We start from the raw sequence: 23,046 nt of genomic DNA, 5'->3' as shown, positions 1-23,046 counted from the left end.
CTGATATCAATTCCGCCAAAATATGCTGTCTCCCAAATTGTCGGTTATCTAAAGGGGAAAAGCGCAATTCATGTTGCTCGCCAATATATGGGAAAGCAGAAGAATTTTACCGGTCTTCACTTTTGGGCAAGAGGCTACTACGTCTCTACAGCCGGTCACGATGAAGAGGTGATCCGGCAATACATCAAAAGACACGAAGAAATCGACAAAAAAATCGACCAGCTAGGTTTGTTCAAATAGTAGCCACCTTCAGGTGGCCCCCGATTTTATTTACCGCTTTGAGCGGTTCACAAATTCAAGCCTCCGGCTTTGCCGGAGGTCATGACTCAATAGGTAAAACAGATGGTGAGTATGTCCGCTTGAGAATTTGCGATACGGGGTGTGGCATCGCTTCAGATAACTTGGAAAAAATATTCGATCCGTTTTTTACTACCAAAAAAACTGGCTCTGGCCTTGGATTATATATTTCTTATAAGGCCGTAAAAGACCACGGTGGGCTGATTGAAGTGCATAGCAAAGAAGGGAAAGGTACTGAAACAATTATTAAATTCAGACTAGATTACAGGGAAAAATGAACCAGAATAAATATACCGTTCTTGTTGTTGACGATGAATTATCCGTAAGAAATGCATTAAAGCGTATTATCGATAAAATTGGGTTCAATACGATATTGGCGGATAGTGGAGAATCGGCTTTAGATAGTCTTCGGATTCACAATCCGAATATTGTATATCTTGACCTTCGGCTTCCTGGGATGAACGGTTTAGAGGTACTTAAAGGTATAAAGGCCTTCGATCCGGATATTGTTGTTTTTCTTATAAGTGCGTATGGCACATTTAAAGATGTAGTTGAAGCGATTCAAACTGGAGCATTTGATTATATACAGAAGCCATTCTCAAGTGAATCAATCAAGATCAGTCTTCTTAAAGCTGCCGAGGCCATTAGAAGCAAGAGGGAGGTCCGGCAACTGCAGTATAAGAGCAATCGCGGTGATCGTATTTCATTCAGAGCGAAAAGCGCTGAAATGTGTAAAATTTTGGAGCTTGCAAAAGACGTTGCTAAAAGCAGTGATACCTCGATTCTTATTCAAGGGGAAACAGGAGTTGGTAAAGAGATCGTTGCCCAAATAATTCATTATTACAGTCCTCGTTGCAAAGGACCCTTTTTGTGTTTGAATTGCGGTGCGTTTCCAAAAGAACTCCTCGAATCAGAACTATTTGGATATAACAAAGGCGCATTTACTGGTGCTGATAAAAGCAAGCCTGGCCTTTTTGAATTAGCTGATGATGGAACTTTGCTTTTGGATGAAATTGGAGATCTTAGCTTAGAAGGACAGGTGAAACTCCTTCGGGTTCTTGAAAATGGGACATTTTTCCGGGTCGGTGGAACTGCACAAAAACATTGTGACGTGAGGATTTTAGCGTCTACGAATAGAGATTTAGAACAGGAGATCAAGAAGGGAAATTTTAGAGAAGATCTATATTACAGACTCAACGTTGTCAAAATCCGTGTGCCACCTTTAAGGGAAAGAAAAAGTGATATAATCCCATTAGCTGAATATTTCATTGTTGAATTTAACAAAAAACTAAATAAAAATATAAAAGGATTTGCTCCTGAAGTTTTGGAATTGATTTCTCAGCAAGAATGGAAAGGTAACGTACGTGAGCTTAGAAACGCGATTGAAAGAGCAGTGCTACTGGAGAATAGGGATATTATAACTATGGACTCTATATCAATTACCAATAATTTTTTATATACAGCCCAATCACAATTTCATTTCGACAGCATGAATTTACACGATAATATTAGGAAATTAATTCAGAGAGCTCTCTTGATGGCTAGCGGTAACCAGATAAAAGCGGCTCAGATTTTGGGCATTGCCAGAGGCACATTGAGATATAAACTTAAGAAATATCACATCGAATGTGATTCGTTGCTAAACGAAGTCAAAATAGATTGAAGAATTTTGTATATAAATCGCGATTGTACCCCGGTTCTCACTGTTTGAGGACCAATGCTTCTGTGATTCAGGTTTATCAAAAAGCGTAATTTTCCCGGCGGGTTTTAGTTCAATTCCCGCAGACGAAAAATTGTTTGAGTTTAGGTTGTTAACATCTGATCCCAAGATGTCGAAACGGAATGTTCACGCCATCATGATGCTATAGGATTTGATCTGCGTTGACGGGTGCAGGGATGGGGATGGCATTAGGTGAGAGATTGTAGATCGAGGAGCCTGAGGGATTGAAGAATACGGGGGAGATGTCGAGCTGGTATGATCTCCTTGAGTTAGGGAGGCGCAGCTTTGCTCGAAGACAGGAGGACCTGGGTATATGAGCGCCCATATCGTAACTCAGATTCAGAGCCTTGGGGTTCGGCTTGGGGATAATTTACTTCCTAGAAAAGGTGGGGCTGGCCCCGCGGACGCGGGGACCTTTTTGATCGATGGAAGGGCGGTATCCGTGCCGACGGTTAGTCCTTATGTATCCGCTTCTCCGTATTCGCTGAGAGCCGGGGAAGAGAGTTTTTTTTTGTGCAAGGATGGCCGCCTGGATCTCCTCCCGGTGGAGCTGATATCCCGGCCACGGTTTTATGGTCAAGCCGCTGGGGATGGGACTCCATGTTCAAAGATTGCCCTTCTTCATGGAAAGGACTGTCTGGCTACATCGGTGCTGCAGACCTGCGTCTACTGGAAATCCGAGAGGCGTTGCCGGTTCTGCGGAATCGAACTTTCATTGAAGAACGGGCAGACGATTGCATTGAAATCGCCTTCACAACTGGCAGATACAGCTTCCTCCGCAATGGCTCTGGACGGAGTCAAGCACGTGGTCCTGACTACAGGAGCAGCGCGGCCCCGGGATGCCGAATTTACTATTTTGGCTGAGGCCTCCTCGGCCATCAAGAAGGCCACGGGCCTCCCGATCCATGCCCAATTTCTCCCCCCTGTCGACTTAGAAAAGCTCCGTGATCTTAAACGTTCCGGGGTAGACACAGTCGGGATTCATATCGAAAGCTTTGACATGCAGACGCTCTCCAGAATTGCGCCTATGAAGGCGGCAATCGGTCTAAGGGGATATGATGAGGCATGGAAAGCAGCAGTGGAGATCTTTGGGCCGAATCAGGTCAGCAGTTTCCTGATCGCCGGCCTGGGTGAAAGGCCCGAAACCATCGGGTCGGGTTGTGAATATCTCGCAGATCTCGGCGTTTATCCTTTTCTTGTGCCACTCAGGCCTATCCCTGGGTCATTGTTGGAAAATGTGGTTCCCCCTGATCCGAGCATCATGATTGGTCATTACGAAAAGGCGGCTGCGATATTGGAGCAAGCCGGCCTATCTGCAAGCCGTTCCCTGGCAGGGTGTGTCAGGTGCGGTGCCTGCTCTGCGCTCCCCTTATACGAACGTGCCGAGCCGGCCCTGACCTGTCACCGTGCGAGGACATCCTTCGAGTTGAGCCAGGCCTTTGAGATCCGGAAACAGGTCTTTGTCGATGAGCAGGAGATGTTTGCGGGCTCGGACACAGACGCAAATGATTCTCACAGCATCCATCTGGTGGTGAAGCACGGTCAAGAACTGGTGGGTACAGTTAGGGTTTTTTGCAATGGCGACGGAAATGAGCATTGGATCGGCGGACGGCTGGCTGTCAAAAAAGGGTATCGAGCCTTCGGCGCCGGTGAGCTTCTGGTACGGAAAGCTGTGGCAACTATTAAAAAACAGGGGTGCACCCGGTTCACAGCCTTCATTCAGGAAAGAAACGTTCCTTTTTTTTTACGACTAGGATGGAAAACTGTTGGAAATCCCAAACTCCATTTTGGAAGAGTGCATCAAATCATGGAGGCAGATCTCGAGGATCGATGATTCTGCATTGATCATGCCTAACTTGTCAATGAAGGATATGATCCTAAATGTGCTTGACAAGAAAATTGGGATAAATCGTGTGAGTTTGTTTAAAATACATGGAGCTCATGGGTATTATGAAACGCAATTTATCACGACTAATTAATGACACAAGGAATTACATTGGGCTTTTGCGAAAAAGACCGATTGAGGAGGTCTATACAAAACTGATTCAAGGGACCCAGCTTGATCATCATCTGCCTAATTACGGAGACGATGCCGCTGTGATCCACTGGAAGGATGGTTATCTGTTGCTGGCCGCCGACGGCATGATGACCCGGCTGCTTGTGAATGAACCCTATGCTGCCGGCAAGGCATCCGTGATGGTGACGGTCAATGACATCTATGCAATGGGGGGGAGGCCTCTTGCCATGGTCAATGTCTTGGCCAGCGGCGACGATGCGCAGCGTTCAAAGGTCATCGACGGGATTCGCAAGGGATGCGAAAAGCTTCAGGTGCCTATGGTTGGGGGTCACCTCCATCCCGACGCCTCCTCGGAGGCACCCTCTCTTTCGGTTGCTATCTTGGGCTATGCGAACAAGCTTCTCCGCAGCCACTTGGCAGCCCCCGGCGATGACCTGATCTTTGCGGCAGATCTAAACGGCCAAGTGGGCTGTTATTCTGTGGTAAGTTGGGATGCCAATTCAGGAAAGACGTCGGAAGAATTGATCCATCGGCTGGAGGTCCTTCCGATCATCGCTGAGAAGGGGTGGTCCCAGGCTTGCAAGGATGTGAGCAATGCCGGCCTGTTAGGCACTCTCTCCATCATGATGGAAAACTCGGGAAGGGGTGCGGATATTGACCTGGATGCGATCCCCTGCCCACCGGAACTGGATCTTCTTGACTGGCTGGTCTCTTTTCAGAGCTTTGGATTCATCCTCTCTGTTAAGCCTGAAACCTCCCAGTCGGTGATTGATCTTTTCCGGGAAAGGTCCATCCATGCTGCGGTTGTCGGCAGGGTAACGGAACAAAGGAAGGTAACGATCAGAAGTGGATCCGAATCCCAAACTGTTTTTGACTTTACAACAGACAGAATTACCGGCATTACGTGCCGGCTTGCGGGCGCACATCCAAATATAGAAATGCGCAAAATGATAAGTGGAAGGAAAAACTCCGGATAAAGTCGACAGGAAAACAAAAAAAGGACTTAGAGGGTTTCCCTAAGTCCTTGATCTTGCTGGTGGGCCGTGCGAGGATCGAACTCACGACCAACGGATTAAAAGTCCGCTGCTCTACCAAACTGAGCTAACGGCCCGATGAAAAATTTAATTTAGCAAGTCACCGCCGGTATGTCAAAAGTTTTTTGGGCGAAGCGGGCGATTTGCGGGCGTCCCCTCGGTTTCGGGGGCCTTGGGGGGCGCCGGGGAAGGAAGCCGGTGCAGGGCATCAGCCGGCCCCCTGGGCGGTTGCGCGTTTACGTTCGGGGATCGGGCTGCCGGAAGCGAAGGCTTCGCGGATGAGCGCCAGTTCTTCGGTGTTTGGCGGATAAGGATAGTTCCACTGCTGTACGTCGGGGAGGCAGTTCCCGAACGGGCGGTTGCAGGCGACCTCGCCGTCGGGGCCGAGGCAGCCGGTCGTCATGAAGGGGGTGCCGAGCGAGATGACACGGTCGCGCTCCTCCGGTGAGAGGCCGAAGTCCGTGATCCGCCCCGATGGGGAAAAATGCATCCGGCTGTGGCTGCTCAGATCATTCTCTATCAGATAGCGCGCGAGCTGGATCCTGAGGTAGGTGTCCCAGGCCGGCTGCGGGCGGTTGCCCAGTGCGGAGCCTTCCTCGGCAAAGAAGGAAAAGAGGTGGTTTACGACCCCTTTTTGCCAGAGGCGATCCATGAGGGAGACCATCTCCTCCTCGGTCTCGCCCATGCCGACCATCAAGTGTGCGCCGACGTTCAGCGGGCCGAAGACGGTCAGGGCCTGATCGAGGGTGCGCCAATAGGTCTCCCAGCGATGGGGGCCGGAGACCGCCTTGCCGCGGTAGCGGTCGAAGAGCTCGGGCGTGGCGAGGTCGATGGCGATGCCGATCTTGTCGGCGCCCGCCTCGTGCATGCGGCCGAAATCCTCCTCCTTCATGATCGTGGGACTGATCAGGATCGAGATGGGCAGGGCTGTGTCCCGGCCGAGGCGCTCCGTCATCTCGATCGTGGCGCGGGTGCACTTGCCGTTGGTGATCATAGAGATGCAGGTGCGCTGCACGAAACGGGGGGCGCGATTGATCGCTGCGATGATCTCATCCATGGAGAAGACGGGCCACTCGACGTGTATGAAGCTTTTCTCGCGGTAGGTGCCGGGGCGTTTTTTAGCCAGGCCGCAATAGGCGCAGTTCGCCGCGCAGCCCTCGGGATAGTGCACCAGAAGATTCACGCAGCGGTTTACCGCGCCGCGGTACATCCGCCCACGCATAAGATCGAGGGAGATCGCCGTGGCTTGGCTCATCTTGGCAAAAGCAGGACTTTCTTCTTTTTTCATGGCATTAAATCGATAATTTAAAGCTGAATATCATGTTTTCACGGGCGCGCCGGGTGCTTAAAGGCGGACCTGATTTTCTTTGGCCTTGAGGATCGCCGTTGTGAGCGTCGGCAGGTCGATGCCGTGGATCATGTCGTCCCGCCAGACCTCGGTCAGCTTCTCCTGAATGGCGTCGGGACGGGCCGAAGACCACTTAAGGGCGTCCTCGAGCCGTTTGATGTCCGCGGAAGTCGAGAAAAAATCGCCGGTGATCAACACCTGCTCGATGGCGGCCCCCGAAAGGGAGAGATAGACTTCCAGCAGCCCTCCCGGCGTTTTCATCTGCCCCACCCCCATGCGGACCCGCGGATGCTTGTGGGAAAAGATCCAATCATCCTGGGTGTATCGCTCCTCGATAAAGCGGTCGATCGTCTCTTTTTCCCAACTGTCCGGCTCGTCCTGCCGGAAGTTGATGCCGAACTCCTCTTCGAAGGCGTTTTCGACGGCGCGCATCACCTCGGCCATCGAGAGATCGGAGCCGCTTTCATGGGCGAGGGTCGTCATCCGCTGGCTGAAGCAGTTGTAACCCTTGTCCTGAAGCTTGATGAGAGGCGTATTCATGATGTCGACCATGAGTTCGACATCGAAATCGACCAGGAGGCTGGTGTGAAACAGGAGGCTTTTGCCGGCATCGGCTGCAGCCGAAAGGCCGGCGACCTTGCGCCCGCCCACCTCGAGATCGTTCTTCGGCTTGAAATATGCGGGAACGTCGAAGGACCCGACGGCGTTCGCCAGGACGCGGCTGAGGGATTCGAATACCCCGCCGACCCCTTTCTTGAGGCCCGGGTAGTCCACATCGATGCCCAGGCCGAGGGCCAGGATGCGCGGCCCCATGATAACGGTGCCGCCGCCGGTGCTGCGCCGGTTGAATTCAACCCCGCGGGCCCGGCAGCGGTCAAGTTTGAGGGCCGCCTCGATATCCTGATACTTTCCGACGATCACCGAGGGAACGAAGGTGTACAGGTGCAGGATCGGAGGAGACTGATGATTCGCCACCGACTGGGGCAGGGTGTCGTCGATCGCGAGTCCCTCCGCTGTCGAGAGGGACCGCGAGAGCTCTTTAAACAATCGCCAGGAACGGACCATGGGTTCTCAAACTAGGCCTTGGCCTTTTCCTCCTCGGCGCGTTTGATCTCACCTTCGATGAACGCCACGACCTTAGCTCCCTGCATGAGCTTCGGCAGTTCATCGTCGAGGGCGGAGGCCTCGATGGTGAGGATCCAGCCTTTGCCGTAGGGATCGGTGTTGATGAGGCTGGTGTCTTCCTCGAGGTCTTCGTTGATCTCGACGATCTCACCGGAGACCGGGGCGACCAGTTTGCCGATCCACTTGCGCGACTGGATCTTGCCGCAAACCTCTCCCTGGCTCACGTCCTCTTCTTCTTCCGGAAGGTCCACAAAGACGATGTCTCCGGCTTCCTTCTGGAAAAAATCGGTCATGCCCACGGTGACCTTGTCGCCGTCGACGCGGGCCCAGCTGTGGTCCTCGCTGTAGTAGAGGTCGTCAGGCATGTTGTAGCCCTTGATGTCCGCCATGTTCTTACCCTCCTTGAAGTCTTGATTGCACGATTTCTAAGGTTGTGGGACTTCCACCTGTCCGAGCCGGGAGGCCCTCTTCAAGCGGCCTGGTCGGCCTGCGCCCCCGTTCCGTGACATTCGGCCGGGGGCCGTGTGTACTGCCGGGCCATGTGGATCCGCTCCCGAGAAGGCGCTCGAAAGCGGCGTCGGGGACCGCTCGGGGCAATGCCCCGCCGCGCGAACGCAGGCATCCGGGCTTGCGCTAGAAACGGCGCCGGGTGACGGGCTCTCCGCGGGTGGCCGGCAGCATCGGCCGATTTTCCAGTGGGAAAGTTTCTAGCAGCACAGAGCCCAGAAATCAAGTACATTCAGGCGCGGGCCGAAATGCTCAAGAGCGGCCTTCGAATCGGGCGCGGACCGCCCTGGCATGCAGCGGAAGCCCTTCGGCCTCCGCAAGCGTGACAACGGTCTCTTTCAGGTTGGCCAGGCCTTGTTTGCTCAGGTACTGAAAGGTGGGTTTCTTGATGAAGTCATCCACCGAGAGCCCTGAGAACATCCGGGCGCACTGTCCGGTCGGGAGGACATGGTTGGTGCCCGAGGCATAGTCCCCGACAGGGACTGGCGCGTAGTTCCCGAGGAAGATCGAGCCGGCATGACGGATCCCCTGCAAGGTCAGGAACGGATCACGCGTCATGATCTGCAGGTGTTCGGGGGCGTATTCGTTCGTGAAGGCGACGGCCTCGCCGATGGAGGTCGTCGTGAGGATCCTCCCATTGCGGCGGATCGAGATCTCGATGATTTCTTTGCGGGGGAGTTCATCGAAGGCGGCCTCGATCGCCTTGGCGACGTCCTCCGCCAGGGGGGCGGACGGCGTCACGAGCAGGGCGGCCGAATCGGGGTCGTGCTCGAGCTGTGAGAGCAGATCGACAGCCACGAGCTCGGGGTCCGCGGTCTCATCGGCGAGGATCAGGGCCTCGCTCGGTCCGGCGGGGGAATCGATATCGACCCGGCCGTACACCAGCATCTTGGCGGCTGTCACGTATTTGTTGCCGGGGCCGACGATCTTGTCGACCCGCGGGACCGAGGCCGTCCCGTAGGCCATGGCGGCGATTCCCCAGGGGCCGCCGACCTTGAAGATGCGGCGGCATCCGGCAAGGCGGGCCGCCGCCAGAGTCACGGGGTTGACCTGCATGCCGGGGCCCGCCGGGGTCGTGGCGATGATCTCTTCCACACCGGCGACCCGGGCGGGGATGATGGTCATCAGGGTCGTGCTCGGATAGGCCGCCCGGCCGCCCGGGATGTAGCAGCCCACCCGTTCGATCGGGCGCGTGATGCGCCCTGCGAGGATGCCCTCGGCCACGTAGGTCGACCACATCTCGCGCTCGCGCTGCGCCTCGTGGAAGCGCCTGATGTTCGCCGCGGCCGCGCGCAGGGCCTCCATGACCGATGGGGCCACCTTTGCGACGGCGGCATCGATCTCGGCGGGGGCGGCCTCCAGGTCGCCCGGCCGGACGTCCGGCGCGAACTCGCGGCTCATGTCGACGAGCGCCTCATCCCCGCGGTTCCTGACGTCCGCCACGATCTTTCGCATGTCTTCGTAGACGGCCGAGATATCGGCCATCGAGCGGTCGAGGATCGCAGCGCGCTGCTCCGGACCGAGCGATGCCAATGGCTTGGGTGTGATCATCATATCTCAAAAAATCTCCTTGCGTTGCGATGGTCTCTGATCGAAGCGGGTTCCGAGCCTCGTCAAAAAGGCGGGAGGCTCGCGAATCCCGTTCGGCTCCGCGGGCGGATCACGGGGCGCAGCGCCCGTTCACACCGGGTGGAACAGCCCCCCTGCACGATGCTTTCCGGGGCATGCGGGGCGCATGGCTCCATCTTCCGGCCTTGGAGCGGTTTTCGAGCTGGCGCCGGGCGGAACAGGCACAGCCTTCAGGCGGTGCCCCGATCCGCGAAAAAGTCGTGCAGGGCGTCGACCGTGCTCTGAAACGCGAGATCGCCCCAGGGGATCTCCTCCCTCGAGAACCAGCCCACCTCGCTGGTTTCGTCATCGGGGTGGAAGTCGCCGTCCACCGGGGAGGCGATAAAGACCAGAACGACGTTCGGCTGCCCTTCGTAGGAATAGACGCCGAAAAGGCGTTCGATGCGGCTTTTGAGCCCGCATTCTTCCAAGGTCTCCCGGACGGCCGCCGCCTCGGCCTTCTCCCCGCGGTCCACGTAGCCGCCCGGCATGACCCATTTGCCCTTTTCGGGCTGGATGGCCCGCCGCAGGAGAGCGATCCGCCCTCCTTTCCTGAGGATCGTGCAGGCGACCAGTTTGGGGTCCTGGTAGAGGACGAAGCTGCAGACGGTGCACACCAGCCGCGCCGGCTCGTTCACCTTCAGGCATTTGCGTTCGAGGGGCTTGCCGCAGACCGGGCAGAACCGGAAAGGGCCGAAATGCGCCTCATAGACGGACTGAATCACGGATTCCATGAAATCCCCTCTTCATCCCCGGCCGAGGGCCGGCGGGGATGCTTCCCGAAAGGTACCCGCACCGGCCGGCTGAGCCAGACGAAATCCGCCATGCCGCGTTCGAGAACGAGATCCGGGGAGGCGGGATAGGGAAGAACGACGGCGGCATCCGCGGGCGCGCGTTCGACGGTGCGGTCTGGAACGCCGAAGCCGTATTTCAGGTGTCCGTTGCCGGCGAAGACCGCGATCCGCGCTGCGGGGTTTTCGAGCTTGAACCGCGCGATGTTCTCGGCCATGGTGTCCTCCCAGACGCATTGCGCCTGGTAAAACCGTTCGAAGTCCTCCGTCCGGCCGTGCGCGGCATGGAGCGGAAAAACCGCCTGGACGAACTCCCGGTGCGCCTCCCGGGTCAGATCGATTTCGGGGGCGATCTGCGCTCTTTCTTCCGGAGAAAGGCTCTCGATGCCCGTGCGCGCCACCTTTTTGACGATTTCGCGCGGGGCGTTGATGGCGAGGATGCGCCCCTGCTTCGCCCGTACGAGGTCCAGAAGAGGACGGTAATAGTGATAGGGGAATCCCCATTCGGCATCCCACTGCGCCTCTTCGAGAAAGGCCGCCTCATCCAGGTCTCCGGCAAGGTAGCGGTCGAGGGCCTCCTGCTGAGTCGCCTGAAAGAATTCCATGGCGATCACCGGGTGGACCTCGCCGTGGATCCAGCGCTGGAGGATTTGAACCTGCATCAGGTGGTGCTCCGGATCGCTGTGAACCTCGCCGATGAAGAGCAGATCCTTGTGTTGGAGCGCCTCCATCATCGCCTCGAAGCCCACTGCGGCGCCGGCCTCGACATCGATGATTTCCCCGGGCCGGAAGAGGGTCTCACTGCCCTCCACCTTGACCGTTACGGGCTTCATCAGCGGCCTGCGCGCGGCGCACCCGGTTGAAAGCAGGAGGCCTGCGAAGAGCATTCCTGCGAATGCGATGTGGACGGTGCTTCGGTTCAAAATCACACTCCCGGTCAGCTTCGTGGAAAAGGGCGGCGGCAATGAACTTGACTGCCAGCATCCTTATCATTTAGGTTAGCGGGTGTCTATCCCTAAAAAGAGATTGCGGCGCTTCCAGAGGTCGACCGCATGAAAACGGATCCGGGAGCGAGAAGGAATATGCAAACCAAGGCTGCGGAGCAGGACCCTCTCAAAGGTTATCCCCACGAGATCATCCTCAAGGACGGGACCGGTGTCACCCTGCGCTGCCTTCGGCAGGGCGACGAGGAAGCCCTCGCGGAGATGTTCCGGCATTTTTCCGCGGATGAACTCTGGTTTTTGAACGACGATGTGACCGAGCCGGCCGTGATCCGGAACTGGATCCGGCACCTCGATCCCGTCCGCATCGTCTCCATCGTGGCGTGTCTCGAAGGGCGGATCATCGGCAATGCCGCCCTGATGCGCAAGCGCTTCGGTGCGAAGAGCCACATCGGGAAGATCCGGATCATGGTGGACCCGGCCTTCCGGGAGCGGCGCCTGGGGACCTGGATGCTCCTCGATCTCATCAACCTCGGGATGTCCACGGGGCTCAAGGCACTGGTCATCCGGCTGGTGCCGGACCGCGACCTGGCGGTGATCGACGGGGTCAAGAAGCTCGATTTCCAGGAAAAGGCGGTCTTGAAGGACTATGTCCTGGACCGTTCGGGGCAGGCTCACGATCTTCTGATCATGATGAAATACCTGCCGTCCCGGTGGAACCCATTCTGAAAATGACGCAGCAGGAGACCGTCGCCCGGGACGGGCTTGATCCCAAGCGGCTGCAGGAGATCCTGCCGGATGCACCCGGGGTCTACCTCTTCAAGGATTCCGGCGGGCGCGTCATCTACGTCGGCAAGGCCAAACGTCTCCGCAAGCGCGTCCTCTCCTATTTCAAGCCGCTCGATGAGCTTCCCCGCAAGACCGCCCACCTCATGGAGCGGGCCCGGGGCCTCGACACCCTCCTCACCGCTACGGAGAACGAGGCCTTCATCCTCGAGGCGAGCCTCATCCGCAAACACGCCCCCCGCTACAACATCATCCTGCGCGACGACAAGCGCTACCCGAGCGTGCGCCTGGATCCACGGGAGCGTTTCGCGCGCCCTTTCATCGTCCGGAAGACCCGCAAGGACGGCGCCTGGTACTTCGGGCCGTTCTCTTCCGCGAATGCGGTCAGGGAGACCCTCCGGGTGATCGACCGGGTCTTTCTGCTCCGCAAATGCCGGAACCGTGAGGTGCCGAAACGCTCGAGGCCCTGCCTGAACTACCAGATGGGGCGGTGCCTCGGGCCGTGCTGCCTGCCGGTCGATGCGTGGGAGTACCGCCGGATCGTCGAGCGGGTGCGCCTCTTTCTGGAAGGGCGGAGCACGGAGCTCGTGGCGCAGCTCCAACAGGAGATGCGGCAGGCGGCCGATGCTCTGGACTTCGAGAAGGCGGCGAGGCTTCGCGATCAGATCACCGCCATTGAGCGCACGGTGGAGCGCCAGCATGTGGTCTCGACCCGTTTCGAGGACCAGGATGTCGTCGGCCTCGCCGTGCGGGGGCACCTCTTTCAGATGGTCGTGCTCTTCATCAGGAACGGGGTCCTGGTCGGAAGCCGCCCCTATCTCATCCGCGAAAAGGAGGGCGATCGAGCCGAGGTTCTCGAGGCCTTCCTGAAGCAGTTTTACGCCCAGGAGTCCTTCATCCCGAAGCGGATCCTGGTCCCTGAAGCCGTGGGCGATCAGGAGGCTATCGAGAACTGGCTTTCCCAGGAGGCCTCGACCCGTGTCCGGATTTTGAGGCCGCAGCGCGGCGAAAATCTAAGGCTCGTCGAGATGGCCGCCGCCAATGCGCAGAGCGTCCTCGAGGCCCGCCTGAAGCAGGAGCACGAGGACCTCGTGCTGATGGTGAAGGACGCCCTTGCGCTCGAGGGTGCGCCGCACATCATCGAAGGGCTCGACATCTCGAACTTCCACGGCCACGCGCCGGTCGGGACGATCGTCTCCTTCGTGGACGGGATCCCTCACCGGCCAGGCTACCGGAGCTACCGGATCAGGAACGTCGACGGGATCGACGATTACGCGATGATGGGCGAACTCGTGGCGCGCCGGATGGAAAAGACGCCCTGGCCCGATCTTTTCCTGGTCGACGGCGGCAAGGGGCATCTCGCAGCGGTGCGGGCGGTCATCGACCGCTCACGGGGGGCGCACCCCGAGTTGCGCCCCCCCGATTCCGTTTCGATCGCCAAGCCCGATGAGGCGCGCCACGAGCGGTACGACAAGCTCTATGTCCCCGGGCGGAAGAACCCGATCGAGCTTCCGGGCGATCATCCCGTTCTGCTGCTGATGATGCACATCCGGGACGAGGCGCACCGCCGAGCGATCGGTCACCACCAGAAGCTGCTCGCCCGGCGAATGCACGCGTCGATCCTGGATGCCGTACCCGGGGTCGGCAAGGCGCGCAAAGCGTCGCTGCTCAAACGTTTCCGGGATGTCGAGGCGCTCATGGAGGCGTCGGTCGAGGAGTTGGCGGCCGTGCAGGGCATCTCCGGCCCGCTTGCGTGTGAGATCAAAAGCTTTCTGGAACGGTTGCGGCTCGAGTCCGGCCCCTCCCGTCGCGATGACGGCCCCGGCCCTGAAGCCCCGGGGGATTGATCTTTTATAGGCCGCGACGCATGAGTGCTTGCATTTTCCGGTCTAAAATTCTTTAATAAGAGGTTGACTTTTGGATGGGACTCCGCTCCATGTTTCGATCCCGGCAGGGGAACCGCCTTTTTGGGCTGGAGATGTGCACTTGCGTAAAAATATATTCGGATGGAGGCGGGCTGGGAAGGTCGACCGGTTCATCAGCCCCGGTCCTTCAGGCGTAAGCCCGGCGCACCCGTTGAAGCCGCGGCCCGGTATCTTTGCCATCGCGTGACACTGCGTGCGCGGGGGGTGGAAGGAAGTTATGTTCGGAAAAATCATCAAAGGCATCTTCGGCAGTCAGAACGAACGCGAACTGAAGCGTATCGCACCCATCGTAGCCAGCGTCAATGAACTGGAACCCTCGATCCAGAAGCTGACCGACGACGAACTGCGTGGAAAGACTGCCGAATTCAAAGAGCGCCTGAGCCAGGGTGCGGTCCTCGACGACCTTCTGCCCGAGGCCTTTGCCGTGGTCCGCGAGGCGTCGGTGCGGGTCCTCGGCATGCGGCACTTCGACGTGCAGCTGATCGGCGGGGTGGTCCTGCACCGCGGCAAGATCGCCGAAATGAAGACCGGCGAAGGAAAGACCCTCGCCGCGACGCTGCCCCTCTACTTGAACGCGCTCACCGGCCGGGGTGTGCATCTCGTGACGGTGAACGATTACCTGGCCCGGCGCGACGCCGAATGGATGGGCGGAATCTACCGCTTTCTGGCTCTGACGGTCGGGGTGATCGTGCATGGAATGAACGATGCCGAACGGAAGCAGGCCTATGCGTGCGACATCACCTACGGCACCAACAACGAGTTCGGGTTCGACTACCTGCGCGACAACATGAAGTTCGATCCGGTGGACCTGGTTCAGCGTGATTATTATTACGCGATCGTGGACGAGGTCGACAGCATCTTGATCGACGAGGCGCGCACCCCGCTCATCATCAGCGGTGCAGTCGAACACAGTGAGAACAAGATCTACAGCGAGGTGAAGCCCCTCGTCATCCATCTGAAGAAAAAGCAGGGGACCGAGATCCGCGCCCTCCTGGCCGAGGCGCGCCGGCGGCTGGAGGAAGGGGACCTGAGCGAAAGGACGATCGAGATCCTGGTGCAGATCAAGCGCGGAGATCCCAAGAACCAGACCTATCTCGGCATCCTGGCCGAGCAGCCCGCGCTCAAGAAGGAGATCGACCGGCTGGAGAACCTTTACAGCGCGCAGAAGATGCTCGGCGACCTGGATGAGATCCTTTACTGCACGATCAACGAGCGGAGCAACGCGGTCGAATTGACCGACAAAGGCATCAAACTCCTTTCGAGCGGAAACCTCGGGGAGTTCGTCATGCCCGACATGGATGAGGAAAGCCGCGCGATCCAGGCGAACGAAGAGCTCGGTGAGGAGGAAAAGGTCGAGCGCATCAAGGAGCTCGAGGAGAACTATATCCGGTCCTCCGAACTCCTGCACGCCACGCAGCAGATGATCAAGGCCTACTGGCTCTTCGAGAAGGACGTCCACTACGTCATCAAGGACGACCAGATCATGATCGTGGACGAGTTCACCGGCCGGATGATGCCGGGCAGGCGCTGGAGCGACGGCCTGCACCAGGCGGTGGAGGCGAAGGAGGGGGTCTCGGTGGCCGGCGAGAATCAGACTTTGGCGACGATCACCTTCCAGAATTTTTTCCGGATGTACGAAAAGCTTGGCGGCATGACCGGCACCGCCGACACGGAGGCGGCGGAGTTCCAGAACATCTACAAGCTCTCCGTCGTGGTGATCCCCACCAACCGGAAGATGATCCGCAAGGACTTCGCCGACGCGATCTACAAGACCGAGCGAGAGAAGTTCAAGGCCGTCGTGGACGAAATCACCGAACTCTACCAGAAAGGTCAGCCGGTTCTAGTGGGTACGATCTCGATCGAAAAGTCGGAGATGCTGAGCAAGATGCTCAAACGCAGCGGCGTCCCGCACTCGGTTCTGAACGCAAAGCACCACGAGAAGGAGGCGGAGATCATCGCCCAGGCGGGGCAGGCCAGGACGGTCACCATCTCGACGAACATGGCCGGCCGTGGAACCGACATCGTTCTGGGCGAGGGGGTGCGGGAGCTCGGCGGCCTTCACATCCTCGGCACTGAACGTCATGAGAGCCGCCGGATCGACAATCAGCTCCGCGGCCGGGCCGGGCGGCAGGGCGACCCGGGCAGTTCGCGCTTCTATTTGTCCCTTGAAGACGATCTCCTGCGGATCTTCGGGTCGGAGCGGATCTCCTCGATCATGGGGCGCCTCGGCATGGAAGAGGGCGAACCGATCGAACACGGCCTCATCTCGAAGGCCATCGAGAACGCACAGAAGAAGGTGGAGGCGCACAACTTCGACATCCGCAAGCATCTCCTCGAGTACGACGATGTCATGAACAAGCAGAGGGAGATCATCTACTCTCTGCGGCGGGATGTACTGAGAGGGGAGGGGCTTGGGGGCATCATCGATACGATGATCGAGGAGCGGATCGAGGCCCTGGTCGAGCAGTATATCGACCCCAAAGAACATGCGGAGGACTGGAATGTCCAGGGCCTGAGCGACCACGTCATCCGGGTCTTCGGCTTCAGGCCGAAGATTACGGAAAAGGACATGACGGAAGAGGCGTTCGACAGCCTCAAGCCCGAAGACGTGCTCGACCTCATCAAAGAGCAGGCGCGCACAGCTCTCAACGAGCGGCGTGAGCTTCTCGGGGCGGAGGACTTCGAGCGGCTGGAGCGTTTGATCATGCTCCAGATCATCGACACGCGCTGGGTCGACCACCTCCAGGACATGGAGCACATGAAGGAGGGGATCGGGCTCAGGGGATACGGCCAGCTGGATCCCCTCCGGGAGTATCAGAAGGAGGGGTTCGCCCTCTTCGAGGGCCTGATGGACCGCATCCGGGAGGAGACGCTGGGGACGCTCTTCAAATTGCAGTTCGTCAGGCGGCAGGCGGAGCCCCCGCCCGAGAAAAAGAGGCAGCTCCAGATGAGCCATGGAGGCGGCGCGGAGAGCGCCAAGCCAGCCACGGTCCGGCGGCAGGCGGCCAAAGTGGGCCGGAACGATCCCTGCCCCTGCGGGAGCGGCAAAAAGTACAAGAAATGCTGCGGCGCCGGTCTTTGAGAGGTGAGAGGAATGAACGATGACGAGATGATGGTGCAGGGTTTCAGATTTTCAGCGGTTTCAGCGGGGTTGAGGAAAAAACCTGGGCTCGACCTGGCGCTGATCTTCTCCGACCAGGATACGACTACGGCCGCAGGGATGTTTACGACCAACCGAGTCAAGGCCGCCCCTGTCCAGCTGGACCAGGAGAGGATCCGGACGGGCGCCGCCCGCGCGATTATCGCCAATGCAGGGAATGCCAACGCCTGTTCAGGGCGTGAGGGGTTCGAGGCGGCCCGGCGTTCTGCCGAGATCCTGGCGGCCAGTGCCGGACTGAAACCGGAGGAGGTGTTGGTGGCCTCCACCGGAGTGATCGGGCAGGTGCTTCCTCTGTCACGCATCGAAAAGGCCCTGCCGGAACTGGTTGGCGGGCTGGACCCACGCGGAGCGCCCAAAGCCGCCGAGGCGATCATGACCACGGATTCTTTCCCGAAGCTCAGCCGCTTTACGGGAGAGGCCGGTGGGAAGCCCTTTACGATTCTGGGAATGGCCAAGGGCGCGGGGATGATCATGCCCGACATGGCGACGATGCTCTGTTTCGTGGTGACCGATCTGCGCATCGAGACCCTGGCGCTCAGATCCGCCCTCCGGGCGGCGGTCCAGAAGACCTTCAACCGGATCACGGTCGACGGGGACACGAGCACGAACGACACGGTGCTGATCCTGGCGAACGGCCTTGCAGGGAACGGTCCCCTGGGGGAGACCGGCGAACTGACCTTCCGCGCCGGTCTGACGGAAGTGCTGGGCGAACTGGCTGAGATGATCGTACGCGACGGCGAGGGCGCGAGCAAACTCGTCCACATCCGGGTGAAAGGTGCGGTGGACGAGGGACAGGCGCTCCTGGCCGCGAAGACGGTGGCCAATTCTCCGCTCGTCAAGACCGCCTTCTATGGCCAGGACCCCAACTGGGGGCGCATCATGGCGGCCCTCGGCCGGTCGGGCGTGATTATGCAAGAGGAACGCGTGGACATCTGGGTCGATGATATCCAGATCGTAGCTGCTGGGCTGGGCCTCGGGGCGGAGGCCGAGGGCCGAGCGGCCGAGAAGATGCATGAGAAGTCCTTCGACGTAACGGTGGATCTTCACATGGGGCGCGCGGAAGAGCGGGTCAGCACCTGCGACCTCACCCACCAGTACGTCAGCATCAACGCGGATTACCGGACCTGATTCGGGCGGCCCGGCACTTGTCGTCTAGGCGGCCCGGTGAGGTGTCGAAGGCCCCCTCGAGTGGAAGAACTGCGCCGTCAGGGGATAGGCCGGGGCTTTTCCGGTGCGGGCCGGCCAACAGGAGGGATGAAGGAGAAAAGGCATCGCAATGGAGAAGAACGCGATCGAATGCGCTGTGGTCATGGCGGGGGGTTCCGGGACGCGCTTCTGGCCGATGAGCCGGGCGCTGAAACCGAAGCAGTTCCTGCCGGTCACCGGCGGCGAGCCCCTGCTCGTCGAGACCTGCAACCGTTTGAGCCCGATCCTGGGGGACGAACGGATCGTGGCGGTCCTTGGTGAGAGCCATCTTTCCGAGGCGAAGGCATGCTTGGGAGGACGCCCGATTCATCTGATCGGTGAACCGGTCGGCAGGAACACGGCTCCCTGCATTGCGCTCGGGGCCTTTTACGCCCGGTGGCGGGGCATCCGGGGAGCCATCGCATTCCTGCCCGCCGATCATCACATCGGGGACCGGCAGTCCTTTCTCGATGCACTCTGCGTCGCCGGGCGGAAGAGCCTTTCAGGCGGTATCGTAACCCTGGGGATCGTGCCCGACCAACCCGAGACAGGGTACGGGTATATCCGCCGCGAGGGGTCGGCCTTGACAGGTCCGGCGGAATGGGTTTACCGGGTCGCGGAATTTGTGGAAAAACCCGCCCTCGCAGATGCGAAAAGCTATGTTGCGAGCGGTGAATACTATTGGAACGCGGGCGTCTTCGTCGCGACGGCGGAGACATTGCTGATGGAGGTCGAGCGGCACCTGCCGGCGCTTTACAAGGCCCTTTCCCGTCTTGAAGGGGCGTTCGGGCGCGAGGGTTTCGCTGAAAGGCTCGGAGAGGTCTACGCGACGATAGAGGGGATCTCGTTCGACTACGGCGTCATGGAAAAACCGGAGGTAGAAGCCTATGTCGTTCCTTGCCGCTGCGATTGGAGCGATGTCGGCTCATGGGCCTCCCTTTACGCGCTCTGGTCTGTATCGCATGATGCCAAGGGCAATCTGGCGGATGCCGGCGCCGTCCTGATCGACTGCCGGGGCTCGTTCGTCCAGACATCCGGGAAGAAGATCGTCGCCTGCCTCGGGCTCGAGGACGTTCTGGTCGTGGATACGCCCGACGCCCTCCTGGTCACCCGCCTCGATCGGTCGCAGGATATCCGGAAGATCGTGGAGGCCTTGAAGGCTGCAGGAAAGGACGGGTACTTATAGTCCGTTCGCCTTGCGCTGCAGGCGCGCCAGGATGACGGGCATGGATTTTTCCTGGGAGCGCAGGGTCATGCGGCGCGCTTCGATCTGCCAGGATTCGGAGAGGCGCTGCAAAAAGGCCATGCTCGTCCGCCGCATCCCCTCGGCCAGGATGACCTCCCCCCCGGGGCCGAGAAACGTTTTGAAGAGGCGTTCGAGCGGTTCGAAATCCCTTTCGCTGTAAACCACCTCTGACCCGATGATCAAGTCGAAGGGCCCTTCCAGGTCGGGGCGGTGCCAGTCCAGACGCTGAATCTTGAGTTTTCCGCTGGAATCTGATAGATTCAACTCAGCGTTTGCCTGTGCGAACGCGAGCGCATCGGGGTTGTACTCCGTCATGGTGATACGGTGGCCGAAGGATGCCGCCACAATGCCCACAAGCCCCGCCCCGCACCCGATCTCCAATATCTGTCGCGATGGAGCCGGAGGCATGCCGGCCAAGGCATCGGCTAGAACGAGCGACGCCTCCCAGATCTTTGCCCAGAGCGGGAAATCGCGCATCGGATCATCCGGGTCGATGAAGGAGTCGAGGGTCTTGGGGAGCAGGAGCCGGTAACGGCGGTTTCGGACGACCACCTCTTCGGTCTGGGTGGGGTGGTTTTGCTGGAAGGCTTCGAGATCCATGCGGTCGATCCTTAAAGCTGATAGTGATGTGGTGCAGGCGAAACCGCCAGGAGACAACGCCCCGGCCGGTATAATCGTCAGTCCGGGACGGCTTTTTCGGAAACGCAGATCCGATCCCGCCGGGTTTTCAACCGGGAAGTGCGGGCTTTTCTTTGTACGCTTCGCGGTGGGTCCCGGCTTGGCCAATATCAAGGAAATCAAGCATTTGCGCGGAGGCGACCTGCAGGTCGCCGCACAAGCAAACGTGCGGATTGATGCCGAGATCGGCCAAAAAGACCGTTTACTGAGGAAATCTAACCTAGCGGACGCTTGGCTGCTTGTCCACCCCAAAATGTGGATGCCACCGGCCCAAGGGCGTATTTCAGCAAAAAAACTGAAGGAGGCAGGATTCCATTGCAGGCAGATCACGTGCACGAACCCACAAAAATCCTACCAGAGCGGATCCCCTTGGTTCTCGCGACGCGCAACAAGGGTAAATTGTATGAATTCAAATCGTTATTGAATTATTTTGATGTAGAACTTAAGACTTTGGATGATTTCGGACCGATCCCGAGCATCGAGGAGGACGGGGAGACCTTCGAGGACAATGCGGTCAAGAAGGCCCGGTTTACCGCGCGCGTCCTTGGGTTTCCGGCCTTGGCCGACGATTCGGGGCTGGTCGTCGATGCGCTTGGAGGAGAACCGGGCGTCCGTTCCGCGCGCTTTGCCGGGGATGGTGCGAGCGATGGGGAGAACAACGCGAAGCTCCTGCTGCAGATGGAGGGTGTGGAGGACAGAAGGGCCGCGTTTTGGTGCGTCATTGCCATTGCTGTCCCGCGGGGGCCGGCGCTCATCTATGAGGGGAAATGCGAAGGCGAGATCACCCGGAAACCAGCTGGGGCTTCGGGGTTCGGCTACGACCCGGTGTTTTTCTATCCGCCCCTCGGAAAAACGTTTGCGGAAATCGACAGCGAGGAGAAGAACCGGGTGAGCCATCGCGGCCGCGCCTTGCAGGAATTAAAAAGTGAATTCGGAAAGGTTTTGATCTGGCTCCGGCAGCGGCTGCTCGAAGAGCCGTGAAAAAAATCTGTAACCAAAACGCGAAAAGTGCCTCTATATTTGACAAATCATATTGAATGCCTATTTTGATAAAACGTGCACGACAGAGATGAACGAGGGCTAAATGAGTGTTTATCCGGCAATAAGGCTTTGAACACGAAATAGTTTCCAATCCGGGAAGAGGGCTTCTGGACCCATATCCAGGATATCAAGCGCTTGGGCGCCGGCGATTTCGTGGCTTCCGCGCACCCGAACGTACAGATTGAAACCGAGATGGGCAGAAGGCCGCATCTTCTGATGGAAACCAGCCAATTACCCTGGAGGAGGTTTTGCAATGTTGGAAGTCACCGAAAAAGCAAGCGAGATGATTAAGGAATTTTTGAAGGATCGTGATATGATTCCACCGATCCGGATCATGATGTCGCAGGGCGGCTGAGCCGGGCCCTCTCTGGGTATGGCTCTGGATGAGTCAAGAGAGAACGACGAGGTTTTCGACGACCGCGGCCTGACCTATGTCATCGAAAAGGATTTGTACACGCGGATCAAACCGATCAAGGTGGATTACGTCAATTCAGCGTTTGGAGCGGGTTTCAATATTTCATCCAATATGCCGATGGGCGCCGGCTGTGGAGGCTCCTGCGGCAGCTGCTGAACATCTTGAGCATACCTGAATGTAGAAAAGCCCGCACCGTCTCCTGTCAGGGGTCGGTGCGGGCTTTTCTTTCCCTGTTTCAGAATGCCCCGAGTTGGCAGCCGGCTATCTTCACACCCAGCCTTTCGCAGGCTGCAGAGACCGCCATCCTGGGGATTTTCAACCGCTTCGCGATGTCCCATGCCCCCTTGCAGTGGAGTTTGCCGTTCTGGAGTTCCGAGCGGATCGCGGCTTCGAGCTCGGGGGAGACGCTCTCGGCCGGTTTGACGATCCGTCTTGCGGGCTGATACCCGAATAGGCCCAGCTGGCACTTGCAGATGGGGATCTCCAGCGTATCCAGGGTGAACCCGATCTCTAAAGGCGGCACCTCGAAGCGCGCCGCGATGTCGTGCGCGACTGCGCAGGGGACGCCTTCGGGCTCGGCGAGCTCGCGCAGGGCGGCGGCGATCTCCGCCTGGGGGGAGCGCTCCGGCGAATGCTTTTTCGCATAATGGCCTTTCATCTCGTGGGTCATTGTCCATCCCTCCGATCTTCAAACCCTCAGCGGAATTGACCTTCTTTCATTCGGTAACAGCGTAGTGTCCACCCGGTAATGATTTGCCGGTACTACCCGGATTCTGCATTCCCGAAATGGGAATTTCTTCCCAATCCCGAGCGAAGCGGGCGTTTGCACGGAGGCGAGCTGCAGGTCGCCGCACAAGCAAACGTGCGGATTGACGCCGAGATTGGCCAAAAAGACCATTTCTGGATGGAAACTGTTATGAAACGGGCTCTTGTCAAGTGAAAAGTTCTGAAAAGCTCCTGTTTAATCGACGCCGCTTTACGGGGCCTTGCCGAGAATGGGCCCTGCGTGGAGCTCGTCGGAGCCAAGGCCCCGTAAAGCGGCGTTCCTTTTTATCTTTATCTTGTCATGACTCCTCCATCGGAGTTCTGTTTCTGCAAGAGGCCCTGAGGTTTCTTCGACGGTGAATCAATCTGCTATTCGTGGGTTGGGTACCAACACTATTCGGTATCCGTCCGGAGGTACTCGATCTATTGAACGTGAGTCAAGCAGACCTTGTCACAT

21 protein-coding genes and 1 tRNA gene are annotated in these 23,046 nt (G+C 58.4%); 13 read left to right on the top strand and 9 right to left on the bottom strand.

All coding sequences use genetic code 11. The features are described from left to right. The 5 genes from tnpA to H567_RS26050 form a co-directional block, all read left to right on the top strand. Nucleotides 1–240, top strand: a 240-nt coding sequence (tnpA, locus tag H567_RS28715; protein ID WP_028322587.1) for an IS200/IS605 family transposase, incomplete at its 5' end; no start/stop codon positions are given. Between the two features lie 38 nt (nt 241–278). Next, on the top strand, nt 279–575 hold the full coding sequence (locus tag H567_RS28035; protein WP_244155521.1) for an ATP-binding protein: 297 nt from the start codon (nt 279–281) through the stop codon (nt 573–575). Continuing rightward, nucleotides 572–1,960, top strand: coding sequence for a sigma-54-dependent transcriptional regulator (locus tag H567_RS26055; protein WP_051185129.1), 1,389 nt, complete (start codon nt 572–574; stop codon nt 1,958–1,960). Before H567_RS28035 ends, H567_RS26055 begins: the two co-directional genes overlap by 4 nt. A 370-nt stretch (nt 1,961–2,330) precedes the next feature. After that, nucleotides 2,331–3,851, top strand: coding sequence for an MSMEG_0568 family radical SAM protein (locus H567_RS0118865; RefSeq protein WP_028322586.1), 1,521 nt, complete (start codon nt 2,331–2,333; stop codon nt 3,849–3,851). A gap of 116 nt (nt 3,852–3,967) precedes the next feature. Beyond that, entirely contained in the window at nt 3,968–5,011 is a 1,044-nt protein-coding gene (locus H567_RS26050; protein WP_161626659.1) for an AIR synthase related protein, read from the top strand. Between the two features lie 57 nt (nt 5,012–5,068). Here the strand turns inward: H567_RS26050 and H567_RS0118855 are convergent. The 7 genes from H567_RS0118855 to H567_RS27505 form a co-directional block, all read right to left on the bottom strand. After that, nucleotides 5,069–5,145 (bottom strand) — tRNA-Lys (locus H567_RS0118855). Nucleotides 5,146–5,276: 131 nt separating this feature from the next. Further along, nucleotides 5,277–6,356: a radical SAM protein gene (locus H567_RS26045; protein WP_051185127.1), complete on the bottom strand. Its 1,080-nt coding sequence runs from the start codon at nt 6,354–6,356 to the stop codon at nt 5,277–5,279. Between the two features lie 57 nt (nt 6,357–6,413). After that, entirely contained in the window at nt 6,414–7,481 is a 1,068-nt protein-coding gene (locus H567_RS0118845) for a lipoate--protein ligase (RefSeq protein WP_028322585.1), read from the bottom strand. 11 nt (nt 7,482–7,492) lie between these two features. Further along, nucleotides 7,493–7,930 (bottom strand): glycine cleavage system protein GcvH, encoded by a 438-nt coding sequence (gcvH, locus tag H567_RS0118840; RefSeq protein ID WP_028322584.1) that lies wholly within the window; start codon nt 7,928–7,930, stop codon nt 7,493–7,495. Between the two features lie 370 nt (nt 7,931–8,300). Next, entirely contained in the window at nt 8,301–9,602 is a 1,302-nt protein-coding gene (gene hisD / locus H567_RS0118835) for a histidinol dehydrogenase (protein WP_051185126.1), read from the bottom strand. Nucleotides 9,603–9,847: 245 nt separating this feature from the next. Next, on the bottom strand, nt 9,848–10,390 hold the full coding sequence (locus H567_RS0118830) for an NUDIX hydrolase (RefSeq protein ID WP_051185125.1): 543 nt from the start codon (nt 10,388–10,390) through the stop codon (nt 9,848–9,850). After that, the gene (locus H567_RS27505) at nt 10,378–11,370 is read right to left on the bottom strand and encodes a ChaN family lipoprotein (RefSeq protein ID WP_153306265.1); all 993 of its coding nucleotides are present in this window, start codon (nt 11,368–11,370) and stop codon (nt 10,378–10,380) included. Before H567_RS27505 ends, H567_RS0118830 begins: the two co-directional genes overlap by 13 nt. Before the next feature lie 159 nt (nt 11,371–11,529). On the opposite strand from H567_RS27505, the gene H567_RS0118820 reads away from it, so the two are divergent. The 5 genes from H567_RS0118820 to H567_RS0118800 all read left to right on the top strand — a co-directional run bounded on the left by H567_RS0118820 (nt 11,530) and on the right by H567_RS0118800 (nt 19,630). Then, nucleotides 11,530–12,117 carry a GNAT family N-acetyltransferase gene (locus H567_RS0118820; RefSeq protein WP_028322581.1) on the top strand — a complete coding sequence of 196 codons (588 nt, stop codon included), beginning with the start codon at nt 11,530–11,532 and terminating at the stop codon, nt 12,115–12,117. A gap of 2 nt (nt 12,118–12,119) precedes the next feature. Continuing rightward, nucleotides 12,120–14,021 (top strand): excinuclease ABC subunit UvrC, encoded by a 1,902-nt coding sequence (uvrC, locus tag H567_RS26035; RefSeq protein WP_051185123.1) that lies wholly within the window; start codon nt 12,120–12,122, stop codon nt 14,019–14,021. 295 nt (nt 14,022–14,316) lie between these two features. After that, nucleotides 14,317–17,181 (top strand): preprotein translocase subunit SecA, encoded by a 2,865-nt coding sequence (gene secA / locus H567_RS0118810; RefSeq protein WP_028322580.1) that lies wholly within the window; start codon nt 14,317–14,319, stop codon nt 17,179–17,181. Between the two features lie 27 nt (nt 17,182–17,208). Continuing rightward, nucleotides 17,209–18,387: a bifunctional glutamate N-acetyltransferase/amino-acid acetyltransferase ArgJ gene (gene argJ / locus H567_RS0118805; protein WP_028322579.1), complete on the top strand. Its 1,179-nt coding sequence runs from the start codon at nt 17,209–17,211 to the stop codon at nt 18,385–18,387. Between the two features lie 148 nt (nt 18,388–18,535). Further along, nucleotides 18,536–19,630: a mannose-1-phosphate guanylyltransferase gene (locus H567_RS0118800; RefSeq protein WP_035255294.1), complete on the top strand. Its 1,095-nt coding sequence runs from the start codon at nt 18,536–18,538 to the stop codon at nt 19,628–19,630. Here the strand turns inward: H567_RS0118800 and H567_RS0118795 are convergent. Next, entirely contained in the window at nt 19,625–20,290 is a 666-nt protein-coding gene (locus H567_RS0118795; protein WP_035255292.1) for a class I SAM-dependent methyltransferase, read from the bottom strand. The genes H567_RS0118800 and H567_RS0118795 overlap by 6 nt on opposite strands. A 178-nt stretch (nt 20,291–20,468) precedes the next feature. Between H567_RS0118795 and H567_RS29210 the strand changes: the two genes are divergently transcribed. The 3 genes from H567_RS29210 to H567_RS30165 all read left to right on the top strand — a co-directional run bounded on the left by H567_RS29210 (nt 20,469) and on the right by H567_RS30165 (nt 21,980). Next, entirely contained in the window at nt 20,469–20,792 is a 324-nt protein-coding gene (locus H567_RS29210; protein WP_167330944.1) for a hypothetical protein, read from the top strand. Beyond that, nucleotides 20,717–21,349 (top strand): XTP/dITP diphosphatase, encoded by a 633-nt coding sequence (locus H567_RS26030; RefSeq protein ID WP_084517577.1) that lies wholly within the window; start codon nt 20,717–20,719, stop codon nt 21,347–21,349. The genes H567_RS29210 and H567_RS26030 overlap by 76 nt, the downstream gene beginning before the upstream one ends. A gap of 313 nt (nt 21,350–21,662) precedes the next feature. After that, nucleotides 21,663–21,980, top strand: coding sequence for an IscA/HesB family protein (locus H567_RS30165; protein ID WP_353743104.1), 318 nt, complete (start codon nt 21,663–21,665; stop codon nt 21,978–21,980). Between the two features lie 79 nt (nt 21,981–22,059). On the opposite strand, the gene H567_RS0118775 is transcribed toward H567_RS30165, so the two are convergent. Further along, a complete protein-coding gene (locus H567_RS0118775) occupies nt 22,060–22,494 on the bottom strand; it encodes a hypothetical protein (RefSeq protein WP_035255290.1) in 435 nt (144 codons plus the stop codon). Nucleotides 22,495–23,046 lie beyond the last annotated feature (552 nt).

The sequence above is a fragment of the Desulfatiglans anilini DSM 4660 genome (assembly GCF_000422285.1).
Lineage (GTDB): Bacteria > Desulfobacterota > DSM-4660 > Desulfatiglandales > Desulfatiglandaceae > Desulfatiglans > Desulfatiglans anilini.
Note: the sequence above shows the minus strand (reverse complement) of the source record. Positions and strands in the feature narration are given on the sequence as shown.

Excerpts from the sequence above, each read along its gene's own strand:
- gcvH (WP_028322584.1), bottom strand. The coding sequence starts at position 7,930 with ATGGCGGACATCAAGGGCTACAACATGCCTGACGACCTCTACTACAGC.
- argJ (WP_028322579.1), top strand. The coding sequence starts at position 17,209 with ATGATGGTGCAGGGTTTCAGATTTTCAGCGGTTTCAGCGGGGTTGAGG.
- H567_RS26055 (WP_051185129.1), top strand. The coding sequence starts at position 572 with ATGAACCAGAATAAATATACCGTTCTTGTTGTTGACGATGAATTATCC.
- H567_RS0118775 (WP_035255290.1), bottom strand. The coding sequence starts at position 22,494 with ATGACCCACGAGATGAAAGGCCATTATGCGAAAAAGCATTCGCCGGAG.
- H567_RS0118795 (WP_035255292.1), bottom strand. The coding sequence starts at position 20,290 with ATGGATCTCGAAGCCTTCCAGCAAAACCACCCCACCCAGACCGAAGAG.
- H567_RS0118865 (WP_028322586.1), top strand. The coding sequence starts at position 2,331 with ATGAGCGCCCATATCGTAACTCAGATTCAGAGCCTTGGGGTTCGGCTT.
- H567_RS0118845 (WP_028322585.1), bottom strand. The coding sequence starts at position 7,481 with ATGGTCCGTTCCTGGCGATTGTTTAAAGAGCTCTCGCGGTCCCTCTCG.
- H567_RS0118800 (WP_035255294.1), top strand. The coding sequence starts at position 18,536 with ATGGAGAAGAACGCGATCGAATGCGCTGTGGTCATGGCGGGGGGTTCC.
- H567_RS0118820 (WP_028322581.1), top strand. The coding sequence starts at position 11,530 with ATGCAAACCAAGGCTGCGGAGCAGGACCCTCTCAAAGGTTATCCCCAC.
- H567_RS0118830 (WP_051185125.1), bottom strand. The coding sequence starts at position 10,390 with ATGGAATCCGTGATTCAGTCCGTCTATGAGGCGCATTTCGGCCCTTTC.
- hisD (WP_051185126.1), bottom strand. The coding sequence starts at position 9,602 with ATGATGATCACACCCAAGCCATTGGCATCGCTCGGTCCGGAGCAGCGC.
- secA (WP_028322580.1), top strand. The coding sequence starts at position 14,317 with ATGTTCGGAAAAATCATCAAAGGCATCTTCGGCAGTCAGAACGAACGC.
- H567_RS26045 (WP_051185127.1), bottom strand. The coding sequence starts at position 6,356 with ATGAAAAAAGAAGAAAGTCCTGCTTTTGCCAAGATGAGCCAAGCCACG.
- uvrC (WP_051185123.1), top strand. The coding sequence starts at position 12,120 with ATGACGCAGCAGGAGACCGTCGCCCGGGACGGGCTTGATCCCAAGCGG.
- H567_RS26050 (WP_161626659.1), top strand. The coding sequence starts at position 3,968 with ATGAAACGCAATTTATCACGACTAATTAATGACACAAGGAATTACATT.